We start from the raw sequence: 12656 nt of genomic DNA, 5'->3' as shown, positions 1-12656 counted from the left end.
TCATTCCCGGCCACCGCCCGGCCTCCCCCTTCGGCGCCCCGCGTGCGCGAACACCCCCGATTCGGAGTCGCTGACCTGGGGCAACCGCGCTAAGCTAATCGAACGGACGTACGAGGAACGTATCCGGTCATTGGCTGAAAAGGGGTGGAGTGATGGAGGTGCGGCATGGCGGGCTTCGCCCATCTGCATGTCGCGTCCGGTTACTCCCCGCGGTACGGCGCCGCCCACCCCGAGCAGCTCGTCCGGCGCGCCGCCGAGCGCGGCGTGACCACCCTGGCGCTCACCGACCGGAACACCGTCACCGGCGCCGTACGGTTCGCCGAGGCCTGCGCCGAGGCGGACGTCCGGCCGGTCTTCGGGATCGACCTGGCCGTCGAGGCGCTCGCGCCGCCGCCCCCGCAACGACGCGGCCGCACCCCGGTGCGTGGCGGCGCGCATGTCGTCGAACCGTCGCTGCGGTTCGTGCTGCTCGCCCGGGACAAGGAGGGCTGGGCGCGGCTGTGCCGCATCACCTCGGCCGCCCATGTCGGCACCGCGAGCGGCGCCGCCCCCGTCCAGGTCTCCTGGGAGGCGCTGCGCGAACACGGCGGACCCGTTTCCGGCGGCGGCCTGACCGTACTGCTCGGCCCGCTCTCGGAACCGGTGCGGGCGCTGATCGCCGGCCGGGAGGACGTCGCGGCCCGGCTGCTGGCCCCCTGGCGGGAGATCTTCGGCGACGGCCTGCGGCTGGAGGCGGTCTGGCACGGCCGGTCCGGCACCGGCCCGGGTTCACTGCGGCTGGCCGCCCGCACCCTGGCGCTCGCGGACCGTACCGGCGTCACCGCGGTGCTCACCAACGCCGTCCGGTACGCCGACCCGGACCAGCACCGGCTCGCCGACGTGCTGGACGCCGCCCGGCTGCTGCGGCCGGTCGACCGGCGCCGGCTGGACGGCGGCGAGCGCTGGCTGAAGGGACCCCTGGAGATGGCGATGGCGGCCGAGGAGATCGCCGCGTGCGCCGGGACGGGCCCGGCGCGGGCGGCCCGGCTGCTCGCCGACACCGAGGCCACCGCGGCCTGCTGCCGGCTGGACGCCCGGGACATCGGTCTGCGCACCCGGCACTTCCCGGAACCCGAGGTCGTCGGCGCGGCGCCGGGCGGGGCGGCCCGGCTGCTGCGGGAGCGGTGCGAGGCCGGCCTGGTCCGGCGCGGCCTCGACCGCGACCGGCCCGCCCTCGACCGGCTCGAGGAGGAGCTCGCCGTGATCGCCACGCTGGGCTACGACCCCTACTTCCTCGCCGTCGGCCAGGTGGTGGCCGACATCAGGGAGCTGGGCATCCGGGTCGCCGCCCGCGGCTCGGGCGCCGGCTCGATGGTCTGCCACACGCTGGGCATCGCCACCGCCAACCCGCTCGACCACCGGCTGCTGTTCGAGCGCTTTCTGAGCGTGCGCAGGGGATCGCTGCCGGACATCGACATCGATGTGGAGTCCGCGCGCCGGCTGGAGTGCTACGACGCGATCTTCGCCCGGTTCGGCAAGGAGCGGGTCGCGGTCACCGCGATGCCGGAGACGTACCGGGCCCGCAGGGCGCTGCGCGACACCGGCCTCGCGCTGGGCATCGCGCCGGACGAGGTGGACCGGATCGCCAAGAGCTTCCCGCACCTGCGGGCCTGCGACATCACCAGCGCGCTGGCCGAACTGCCCGAGCTGCGCGGACTCGCCGCGGAAGCGGGGCGGTACGGGCCGCTGTGGGAGCTGGCCGAGGGCCTCGACTCGCTGGTCCACGGCATGGCCATGCACCCGTGCGGGGTGATCATCAGCGACGCGACGCTGCTGGACCGGCTGCCGGTGCAGCCCACCCCGCAGGGCGACTACCCGATGGCGATGGCGGCCAAGGAGGAGATCGAGGCCCTGGGCAACATCAAACTCGACGTACTGGCGGTACGGATGCAGTCCGCGATGGCCCACGCCGTCACCGAGATCGAGCGGGTGACGGGCGACCGTGTCGATCTGGACGACGCGCGGCAGGTCCCGCTGGACGACGTCTTCGCCTTCAAGCTGATCCAGGAGAGCCAGACCATCGGTATGTTCCAGCTCGAATCGCCGGGCCAGCAGGACCTGTTGTCCCGGATGCAGCCCCGTGACGTCCAGGACGTCATCGCCGACATCAGCCTCTTCCGGCCTGGCCCGGTGGCCGGCGGCATGCCCGAGCGGTACATCGCCGCGCGGCACGGCGCCTCCCCCGACTACGCCCACCCGGACCTGGAACCGGTGCTCGCCGACACCTACGGGGTCACCATCTGGCACGAGCAGATCATCGAGACGCTGCATGTGATGACCGGCTGCGACCGGGCGGCGGCCGAGATCGCCCGGCGGGCGCTCGCCGACAAGGCCCGGCTGCCGAGGATCAAGGAGTGGTTCCACGCCGCCGCCGGCGCCCGCGGCTACCCGACGGCGGTACTCGACCAGGTGTGGGCGACCGTCGAGTCCTTCGGCGCGTACGGCTTCTGCCGGGCGCACGCCGTCGCCTTCGCCGTCCCCGCCCTCCAGTCGGCCTGGCTGAAGGCGCACTTCCCGGCCTTCCTGCTGGCCGGGCTGCTGGAGCACGACCCCGGTATGTGGCCCAAGCGGGTCATCGTCTCCGACGCCCGGCGGCGCGGCGTCCCGGTGCTGCCCGTCGATGTCAACCGCTCCCGGGCGGAGCACGTCGTGGAGCGGGCCGACGGGGACCGGTGGGGGGTACGGCTGGCGCTCGCCGGTGTACGCGGCATCAGCGAGGAGGAGTGCGCGCGGATCGCGGCGGGGCAGCCGTACGGATCGCTCTCGGATTTCTGGCAGCGGGGCCGGCCCAGCCGGCCGGTCGCCGAACGCCTCGCCGAGATCGGTGCGTTGGGCGCTCTGCACGACGGGCGCCTCACCCGGCGGGACCTGCTGCTCCAGCTAGCCGAACTCCACCGGCAGTCCCGGGTCCGTACGGCGGCCGGCGGCCAACTGCCCATCACCGCCGAGGCGGTCGGCGGGGCCGAGCCGAGCGGGCTGCCGGAGATGACCGGGCGGGAGGGGCTGAGCGCTGAGCTGACCACTTTGGGCATCGATGTGTCCCGCCATCTGATGGAGCACCATCACCGGCTGCTGCGGGAGGTCGGCGCGACCGACGCGGCGCGTCTGGCCTCCTTCAAGGCGGGGCAGCAGGTGCTGGTGGCCGGGGTGCGCGCCTCCACCCAGACGCCGCCGATCGCCAGCGGCAAGCGCGTCATCTTCGTCACCCTGGAGGACGGCTCGGGCCTGGTCGACCTGGCGTTCTTCGAGGACTCGCACGAGGACTGCGCGCATACGGTCTTCCACTCCGGGCTGCTGCTGGTCCGCGGCACGGTCCAGGTCCGCGGCACGCGGCGCACGGTGGTCGGCACGATGGCGTGGGACCTGGACGAGGTGGCCGCGGCGCGGCGGGACGAGGGCCCGGAGGCGGCGCTGGCACTGCTCGGGGCGAGCCGGCCGCATCCGACACCGGCGCAGGCGGGGCTTTCGGGGTCTGCGGGGGCGGGGCCTCTGGGTGCGGATGCGGGGGCCGGTGCGGGGCCTCCGGCTGCGGGTGCGGGGCCTTCGGGTGCGGCTGGGGTCGGGGCTGGGGTTCAGCGGACATTGGCCAACGGCACCACGGGCGCCCGCCTCCACCCGTACGCCGACCTCCAGCCGGCCGGCAGCCGCTCCGCCGACCTGAAGAAGCTGGGACACCGCAGCCAGGGAAGCGCGGGATGACCGGAATGCGAGCGAAAGGGGCTGCCACCAGCCCCGCCAGGGGCGCGAGGAACCGCGCGACCAGCCACAACGAACCAGCAACCGGAATACAGGCGAAAGGACCTGCCACCAGCCCCGCCAGGGGCGCGAGGAACCGCGCGACCAGCCACAACGAACCGGCAACCGGAGTGTGGGCGGGATGAGCGGCCGGTGGGGCGGCGGCCGGGGCGGGGCGGGCGTACCCGGGGGCCGGGCCCTACCCGGCGGCGGGACCGGCGTACCCGCGGAACCGGCCGCGCCTACCCGTACCGTGCGAGAACGCCCCCCGAGGGCCCCGCACATCGCCCACCTGCACCTGCACGCCACGCTCGACGAGAACCAGTACGCGGACGTGCTGGAACTGCTGACCGGCATCACCCCGCACGTCCAGGACTTCCCGCCCGACGCGGTCCAGCTCGACCTCACCTCGGCGCTGCGGTACTTCGACAGCGGCCCGTACGAACTGGTCCAGCGGGCCCAGTTGCGGCTCGCCGGCCTCTACGGCATCGAGAGCAGCGCGGGTCTGGCGGGCAACCGGATGCTCGCCGCCATGGCGGCGGCCGCCTCGGAACCGGGGCGCGCCACCCGCATCCCCGGCGAACCGGCCGACACCGCCGCCTGGCTGCGGCCCCGGCCGGTGACCGCGCTGCCCGGGATCGGCCGGGCCACCGCCCTCACCCTGAGCCGGTACGGTCTGCACACCATCGGCCAGGTCGCCGACCTCCCGCCGGCCACCCTCCAACGGCTGCTCGGCGCCGCCCCGGCCCGGCTGCTGGCCGAACGCGCCCGCGGCCACGACCCCCGCCCGGTCACCCCGCGGACACCCGCGGCCAGGATGACCGCCGATCTCGTACTCGACCGGGACTGCCTCGACCCGGCCGAGCACCACCGCGCGGTCCTTGGCCTGGCCGAAGAGCTCGGCCGGCGGCTGCGGACCGAGGGCCAGGCCACCGGCCGCCTCACCCTCACCGTCCGCTACGCCGACCGCACCGCCACCACCCGTACCCGTACGCTGCCCGAGGCGACCGGCCACTCACCCGCCCTCGCCACCACCGCGCTCGGCCTGCTGACTGCCCTCGGACTGCAACGTGCCCGGGTCCGCGCCTACGCGATCCGCGCCGACGACCTGCGCCCGGCCGCCGAAACCCACCGCCAACTCACCCTCGACCCCACCGACCACCGCGCCCGCGCCGCCGAATCCGCCGCCGACCGAGCCCGCCACCGCTTCGGCCCCAAAGCAATCATCCCGGCCGCCACGGCCTCACCCACCCACCGCCCCACCCCTCCTACCCCCAGCTGATTCCCCCTTCGCCCCACCCCAAAAGACCCCACCCCCGCCCCACCGCCCACACCTATCGGCAGTTCCCCGAGACTTCGGCCACGTGGAACCCAAGCCTCAAGTCCCGCTCAGAAAAGGTGTGAACACCGCGCCGGAAGCGCACGCTGCCTTTCCTGGGTAATGACACAAAGGGCGGGGTCATGGCGAGCATCCTCAGCAAAGCTGTTACGTATATCCTCGACGGGCTCTCCGGGCGTCAGCCCGACAAGTACCCCGGCCAGGACGGGAAACGGGGCCGGAATCGGGGCGGGAAAACGCCGGGCCCCGGCGGGCGCCCCTCTTCAGAAAGGGGAGCGTCGCCGGGGCCGGGCTGGCGGACCGCGTCAGCTCTTCTTGACCTTCGCCAGCGTCACCGTGACGGTCTGGTTGGCGGTGACGTACTGCCCGTAGTCCGGGTCCAGCGCCGTCGCCTGCGCCTTCACCTCGACCTTGCCCTTCTGGAAGGGAACGCTCCCGGTGGGAAGCGCCGTCGCCGTCCACGCGACCGGCGCGCCGGGGACGCACGCCACCGACGTGGTGTACGAACCCCTGATGAGCTGCCGCTGCTTCACCTGGGTGATGTCGCCCGCCGCGGTCACCTGGACCGGCTTGTTGCAGCTCACCGTGCCGTGCACGGTCGCGTTGCCGTCCAGCGCGCTCGCGGTGCCGTCGACCGCGACGGCGAGGCCGAGGTCGAGTGCCGCCGGCGGCTCCGGGTTGGCGATGTGGACCTCGCCGCGCAGGGCGCTGGTCCCGCCCTCACAGTGCTGCTCGTACGTGGCGTCGAGCGTCTTCAGGTACCCCTCCGGCCCGAAGACGACGTCGTCGATGGTGAACTCACCGGTGAGCGTGTTGCAGCCGCGCCCGTTCCCGTCGAGGGAAAGTCCGGGCTCGGCGCCCTCGTTGAAGGGATAGCGGGTGGCACCGGTGTACGTACCCGGGGCCAGCACCTCCCCGGCGGGGGCCGCGAGGTCGAGGTACCACCAGTCGCCGTTGGCCCCGCTGACGGATACGGACACGACACGGTCGTCGGTGCTGGCCGAAGCGTCGAAGCCGTCCCGTGCGATGGTCGCGTAGGCGTACGACCCTCCCCCGCTGATGTAGTCGCCCGGGTCCCCGCTGAAGCTCAGCGATCCCGAGGCGACGGTCGCGGCCTGCGCCGTACCCGTCAGCAGCCCCGTCGTCCCGGTGGCCAGCGCGGCGGCCAGCGCGAGGACGGAAGTGGTCTGGGCGAGGGCGCGTTTGGGCGCGCTGAATCTCATAACGTGTTCCCCCCGTGTGCGATAAAAAGCTCGTCGCCCGACCGGTACCACCGGTCGGACCTTAACGAGTGTGCCGCTCATGAGTCCGCTCAACAACCCCATTTCCAGGGCGGTTTGACCCCCCCACGACCAGCCCGGCTCCCCTGCCGCACAAATGAAAGAAGCCCCCCACCCCGCATTCTCCGGGGTCGGGCCACGAGTCCGGCCCCGATCCGGAATTCGGCACCACCCAAGGTGAATTTTCGCCCCCCACATCCGGAATCCCGGCCACGCACCGTCCAGGGAGGCTGGTAGCGAGCGGGTCGGGTCGGGGCGACTCAGGATGGGACACGGCGGCGGAGCGTTCGAACAAGCAAAGAGGGCCTCTGGTCAGCGCAAGCGCTGACCAGAGGCCCTCTTCAGGGTGTGGCGGCACGTGGATTCGAACCACGGTAGGCTAAGCCGACGGATTTACAGTGAGCCCAGTCAACCCCTCGCGACCTGCGAAATTTCGTGCTCCGCCCTCCGCGGGGGAACACCTGGGGGGAACTGTGCTCAGCAGCCGCCTTACAGTCCGGTTCGGTGGATGTAGGAGATGACGGTCAAGGTCTCCTCCTCAATAGTCCATGGCGAGGCGCAGTGCAGGACTCCACCTGTCGCGGTCACGGGTTCAACCGTGCGATCCAGTTCCATGGAGTGGACGATCACAAGGGCGTTGTCCGGCGCGAACTTACGCTGCCATTCGACCTCGGCCCGCGTCAGAATGACCTGGCTGCCGTCTGACGTGGTCCCTTTCACCTCCACGTGCAACTTCTCGTTCGCCCGCGTCAGGTGCAGGTCATACGGCTTGCTGGCGCCGACGTCCTGAACAGTCCACCCCAGCGCCTCGAAGTGCTCCGTGGCGAGCAGGACACTGCGCTGCTCGATGGCCCTGCGCTCGGCTGCGGTCAGGAGAAACCCCTGACCGCCCTTGCGGGCGCTCCTGCGGTTCGCAGTAGTCGCCGCGCTCTGGGTTGCCTCCCGGACCTCTACAGGCAGGTCGCCGGGAACGAAGGTTGCATCGTCCGAGGCCTTGTAGAGCAACCCCAAGAGCCGCGCCATGAAGAGCAAATCTTCGCTCAGTACAACCGGGTTCGGGATGGCGTCGCGCTCGTACTCGATGGCCACGACGTTGCCTGGCCCGTAGCCTCTGCCAAGCTTCGTGCGCGCGTTGAGGCGAATCTCCTTCAGCAAGTCGGGACGCCTGGCGACTACTTGCTCGATGAGCGGGCGGGCCCAGTCGATGCGCTTCTTCAGGGCAGCAGGCTCGCGAGGCTTGAGCTCACCGGCGATCCACTCGGTCGTGCCCTGGTTGAGTGACAGGTAGATCCGTTCGCCATCGCCGCTGAACAGATAGACGACGTACCAGCCTTCGGTTGCACTCGGGGTTCTACTCTTCGAAAAGACGCGGTTCCATACGACTTCAGCCCTCTGACCGGCCCCGTCCTTGCCCTCCACCCCAACATCGTCAAGGGGTATCTCCATAGCCACGGCGAGTGCCTCGGCATGCTCGCGCAGCCAGTCACGGATCTCGCTACGAACGACGAAACCGCGGCGCTGCATCTCTTCGGTGTTCTTCGCCTGCCACACCTTCTGAAGGCCGAGCACCTCACTCAAGAGTTCATCCACGCCCGAACAATAGCCAGGAGCAACGACATTGGCCGGTGCAAGTTGGCCTGAGACGCGCCGCAGCCCGGGGCGGACAGACAGCCAGCCTCGGGCTTGGCGAGCTACCAGCGCCACCCGAGACATCCAGCCGGACGTCTTGATGTGGCACAAAGAGACACTGCGGCGCTCTTAGTGCCGCTTGGTGGCCTAGCCCGTGGATCTGCTAGGCAGTCGTCCTGGCGAGGACCTTCTGATTGGGCGGCTACGAAGTGAAATCGAACCCAAAACCGTCCTGCCCGTCGATCTCTTGCTTGTCAGGGAGGTCGGGCGCTGGGCCAAGTCCACGTTGCAGCTCGTCCTCGCGGGCGCGCGCCCAGAACTGGCCGTCCAGTGAGAACTTCGGACGCGCATCGTCAGAGGAGACAGCAACGAGACGGGTGGAGATCCACTCGCCCTTGATCGGTACTGGCAGTTCGAGTGCACGGGCGATGTGGGGATGTGATCCTTGGTGTCCCAGTACGACAATGCCCGACCCACGCAGGTGTATCCGTGCGTCGCGGGCCCGTTTCGGCGAATCGTCCTGTTGGGCTACCGTCAACACGGTCTGTCTGCCTATGAGCCGGTCCGTCACCTCGCGAAACAGCTGATTCACGCGCTGCTGTCCGGATGAGGCTCGGTTCGGCAATGATGCCGTAAGTATCCGCTTGCGCGTTTCGGATTCCAGGTGACGCAGCAGGTTCGTCGGCAGATCGCCCTGAAGCCCGCCCCAGAGCCAGTACACCTCGGGCTTGGCGCTGTAGTCGAGCTTGCGCTTGTTGTCCCGGTTGTACGCACGGACGCGGTTGCCGCTTCCATCCCGCTCCTGCTTCCAGCGCAGCCGATCATCGGTGATGCGCACTATGCCTGCGGCCCACTGACTCTTGTCGTCGTTCATCCAGGTAAGGACTGCAACGTGATTGGCACGACCGCTGCGTTCACCGTGGTCAGCACACAGATACATCTCCATCGGAATCTCCCAGCCGCCGAGATCCTTGGAAAACTTGCAGTCGATGTCACGGCCGGCGATAGACCAGTCGAGGTCTTCGCCGTTGTCGATGTCGAACTCCTTGGTGAGGTTCACCTCCACTGCTGTCCCGAGGTACGTCTTCTCGGTCTTCGTCAGGTGCTGGTATGCCCAGCGGCCCGTCCTCGGACCATCGAGCAACTCGTCGAGAGAGTCACGGAGCGCCCATCGGAAGCGCTCTCGCGCCTCCGGCTGGCTGTAGAACCACTCCACGAACGGGGCGAGGTCATCGGGTACGGGCTGCGTAGGACCGGGCTGGATCCGCCACTCGCGCGGCACCTTGCCCATGTCCTCGCGTGGGGTATCCCAGGTTCGGAACCTATCGCGGTGCGAGTGCTTCGCCGCCAACGCCCGCGAGTCCTGCATGCCAGTCCGAACGGAATCCTCCGGGAACGACAGACCCTCTTGTATCGTCACGCGCTGAAGTCTGACAGCAAGCACCGAGCCGTATTCGACGAACCCCGTCGTAGCCGGCGCGGTCGCAAATCAGCAGTTGCCGGAAGACGTGTCCTCAACCAGTCGGGGAGCCGACCACGTGTTGAGAGCCTGCAACTTGTCCTTGCTGGGGCTGGTCCAGCCGAATGCAGCACTGAGGACATGCATGGCCAGCTGGGGAGGCACGGCGTTACCGATCTGCTGACCGATGTCACGCCCAGACCAGGGATAGTCGGTCGGGAAGGTCTGAAGGCGACCTGCCTCGGAGAAGGAGAAGCGGTCGAGTTCGGAGCCGTCCAGGCCCACGACACGGTTGCGCGAGATCTTCCCCGTGACTGTGGCGGACGGCTCATCGGACCGCCTACGACCGCGGGCTTTCGGGTCGCCACCAGTGCCATAGTTGGAGATGACCTCGAAGGCGGTCGGCCGGCTGATCACGTCTGCCATCGTCCGCCACGGCAACAGGTTCGCATCTCCTGAGTCTCGCGCCACGCCCTTGTGGTAGATGCGGTGTGTCGCTGACGGGAGCGTCACGGGCTCCTTGCCGTATCGGGCGATCAGGACAGCTCGCCGACGGGTTTGAGGGACGCCGAATGCTTCGGTGTGCAGGATGCCGGAGTCGACCTGATAGCCCTCCTCGATAAGGGCCTGCGCGTATGCCTTCCACACAGGAAGTACAGCGGGCACCTGCTCAAGGACGATCGCCCGGTAGGGGCGGTCGACTTTGTCGATGGCGTCGAGCGCCCACATGAGGGGGCGCAGGACGAGCCCTGTCCGCTCGTCATCCAGCTTGGCGAGGTCCTTCTCGATCTCCTCGCGGTCCTCTCGGGCCACGAGCCGTGCAACAAACGTCAGAACGTCGTCGAGGGCCCTGCGACCGACACCTGTGCCCGCGACGGTGAAGGTCTGGCACGGCGGCCCGCCGGCCAAGACGTCCGCCTCGGGGAAGTCTGAGGGGCCATAGAGGCGGACATCACCCTCGGCTGTCTCAAGGCCCGCGGCACGGCGGGTAGTGCATGCTGACGCGTCCCATTCGACGCCCACCGTGGGCACACCAAGCTTCTCGGCTGCCACGTCGAGTCCGCCGGGGCCGGCGAAGAGGTCCACGATTTTGGTGGGCTGCACTCAAGTCTCCAGATGTATCTAATCTAGGGCGACGGCGCTCCGAGCTTCGTCAGCTTGTTGCCCGCTCTGACTTTCGCTCACTGGCGACCATGCAGCGTATCGCGAGGCACGGACAACGAAGCCTCATGCTCTTGCGATGTCGTCCGGTCATGACCTTGACCTCCCGGGCGACGGCGAGCGGCCCGGGAGGCGCTCCGGGTGCTTGCGCATGGCGGCCCGCTGTCTTGGTCGTTCCCTCTGCGGCCGATCGGCCATTCGCTCACCGGCCACGGACCGGGACGGCGCCAAAACAGCGAACGCTTTCTTGCAGTGAAGGAAGATGCGGAGCACCGCAGCGACGCAACGGCCCGGCCTCGTGCTGCGCCCGCGGATGACGCCACGGACTGGGGGTCTCAGGCCATAAGTAGTAGTGGTGAGCATCGACCTGAACGTCCTGGACCACCCCGGATGGGGCCGGAACTCAGACGAGCAGCCGGGCTACTCCTCGCCACCTGAGACGTAGGCGTGTGCTGATGCACCGCAAACGCAGGCCGAGCGATCGTTTCAGACCCTGCTCACGTACGGTGTTAGCCGAAGCCCGCTCGTGGCCGCCCATCTGCCAGACAGAGGCGTTCGAGGCTGCGTAGTCTGAGTCGGTGACGAGTGGACAAGACCCGGCAGATGGTTCCGTTGGCACGCCTGACGGGCAAGACATACGGTCAGGATTTAGTGGCTACTTGACGCCGTCAGATAGTGACTGGCGCCGCGTCCTCAACGAGGGACTCATAGTAACCGACACAAATGCCTTGCTTAATCTGTATAGATACAACAAAGAAGCCCGCGCAGACCTGATCTCGGTAATGACTCGATTTGGCGAGCGACTTTGGATTCCACATCAGGTCGCAGAGGAATTCTGGCGGAATCGCGAAAATGCACTCGAAGATCCAATTCGCCAGGCGGAACAAACCGTTCAAAGCCTCCAAATGCAAGCATCTAAATCCGTCGAAACGCTGCGAGCATGGGCCAACAGAATCGCCTATCCTCGCGACAAGAGACTTGCACTTGAGACCGTAATCGATAATTGCACCTCCGAACTTCGGGGTGCGATTGAGCATGCGATCGAGATTGACAACGACAAAATCGACCAGGCTCGGGATACAGACCACGACCCGATCCTGGCCGAACTGGAACCGATCCTTCGAGGCCGAGTGGGCTTCCCACTCAGCCGAGCCGACTACGTTGCGGCAGTAACTGAGGCTCAAAAGCGCGTGGAAGCCAAAGAACCTCCCGGTTACCGCGACAAGAAAAAGGATGGTCGCGCAGAGGACTCTAATTCCAGCGGCGACTACTTGGTTTGGCATCAAGTAATCCGAGAAGCAAAGCGCAGGAGGAAAGATGTCCTCTTGGTGACCGGGGACGTAAAGGAAGACTGGTGGCGCATCCGAAACGGCATTCAAATGGGACCGCGAAATGAATTGGCCGAGGAACTACTGAAAGAGGCCGACTCTCGCCTCTTCATGCTACGGCCGGATCGCCTACTGGTTAGCGCAAAGAACTACCTTGATGTCGCGGTTCGCGATGAATCAGTCAAGAATGTCGAAAGGATCAACGAGCAGCTGAGTGCCCAAGGCGAGGAGGCGGGAGGCTGGACTCTCGGCGCCATGCTTTACGTGCTGGCGGCCCTCAACAAGGAAGCATCAGTTCAATACAACGTGATACAAGCGGCAGTTGTAAACGGGGGATTCGTTAGTCGCGACGAAGTGTACGCAATCGGTGATTACGATTCGGATCGAATGCTGAAGGGATTCACTCGACCCGTAAACAGGATCTCTGCAGCAGCCGCTTCTCTCTTCAACGACCAGAAGGCTTTTTCTCTGGAACTTTTATCGCCAGTCTATGATGAGATGAGTGCGGGATTCGGGCGGGCCGACGGCTTCAAAGTCCCCGTCGAACTACATCACCTCCTCCGCACTATCTATAAAACCATTGAAGATGCAGGTGGCGATGGCGAGGTGTGAACCAAGGTCTTGAGCCTCACCGATGTGTTGTCCATGGCAATCACCAAAAGCAGTTCAGCGGGTGCAAGGTTGAG

7 protein-coding genes are annotated in these 12656 nt (G+C 67.8%); 3 read left to right on the top strand and 4 right to left on the bottom strand.

All coding sequences use genetic code 11. The features are described 5' to 3' along the window. The first annotated feature begins 165 nt into the window (after window positions 1–165). Both OG519_RS21025 and OG519_RS21020 read left to right on the top strand, forming a co-directional pair. Window positions 166–3738, top strand: coding sequence for a DNA polymerase III subunit alpha (locus OG519_RS21025; protein WP_405586171.1), 3573 nt, complete (start codon window positions 166–168; stop codon window positions 3736–3738). Between the two features lie 289 nt (window positions 3739–4027). Beyond that, on the top strand, window positions 4028–5056 hold the full coding sequence (locus OG519_RS21020) for an ImpB/MucB/SamB family protein (RefSeq protein WP_405586168.1): 1029 nt from the start codon (window positions 4028–4030) through the stop codon (window positions 5054–5056). Window positions 5057–5418: 362 nt separating this feature from the next. Here OG519_RS21020 and OG519_RS21015 read toward each other — a convergent pair whose 3' ends face one another. From OG519_RS21015 to OG519_RS21000, 4 genes are all read right to left on the bottom strand, one after another. Next, entirely contained in the window at window positions 5419–6336 is a 918-nt protein-coding gene (locus OG519_RS21015; RefSeq protein WP_405586166.1) for a hypothetical protein, read from the bottom strand. Window positions 6337–6882: 546 nt separating this feature from the next. Beyond that, on the bottom strand, window positions 6883–7983 hold the full coding sequence (locus tag OG519_RS21010) for an MrcB family domain-containing protein (protein ID WP_405586163.1): 1101 nt from the start codon (window positions 7981–7983) through the stop codon (window positions 6883–6885). A 241-nt stretch (window positions 7984–8224) separates the two neighbouring features. Continuing rightward, window positions 8225–9442 carry a NaeI family type II restriction endonuclease gene (locus OG519_RS21005; RefSeq protein WP_405586160.1) on the bottom strand — a complete coding sequence of 406 codons (1218 nt, stop codon included), beginning with the start codon at window positions 9440–9442 and terminating at the stop codon, window positions 8225–8227. A gap of 69 nt (window positions 9443–9511) precedes the next feature. Continuing rightward, window positions 9512–10585 (bottom strand): DNA cytosine methyltransferase, encoded by a 1074-nt coding sequence (locus tag OG519_RS21000; RefSeq protein ID WP_405586158.1) that lies wholly within the window; start codon window positions 10583–10585, stop codon window positions 9512–9514. A gap of 635 nt (window positions 10586–11220) precedes the next feature. On the opposite strand from OG519_RS21000, the gene OG519_RS20995 reads away from it, so the two are divergent. Continuing rightward, window positions 11221–12582: a PIN-like domain-containing protein gene (locus OG519_RS20995; protein ID WP_405586155.1), complete on the top strand. Its 1362-nt coding sequence runs from the start codon at window positions 11221–11223 to the stop codon at window positions 12580–12582. The last annotated feature ends 74 nt before the right edge of the window (window positions 12583–12656 follow it).

Source organism: Streptomyces sp. NBC_01190, from assembly GCF_045039895.1.
Taxonomy (GTDB): domain Bacteria; phylum Actinomycetota; class Actinomycetes; order Streptomycetales; family Streptomycetaceae; genus Actinacidiphila.
The sequence above is the reverse complement of the archived record's forward strand: the minus strand, read 5'-3'. Positions and strand labels throughout refer to the sequence as shown.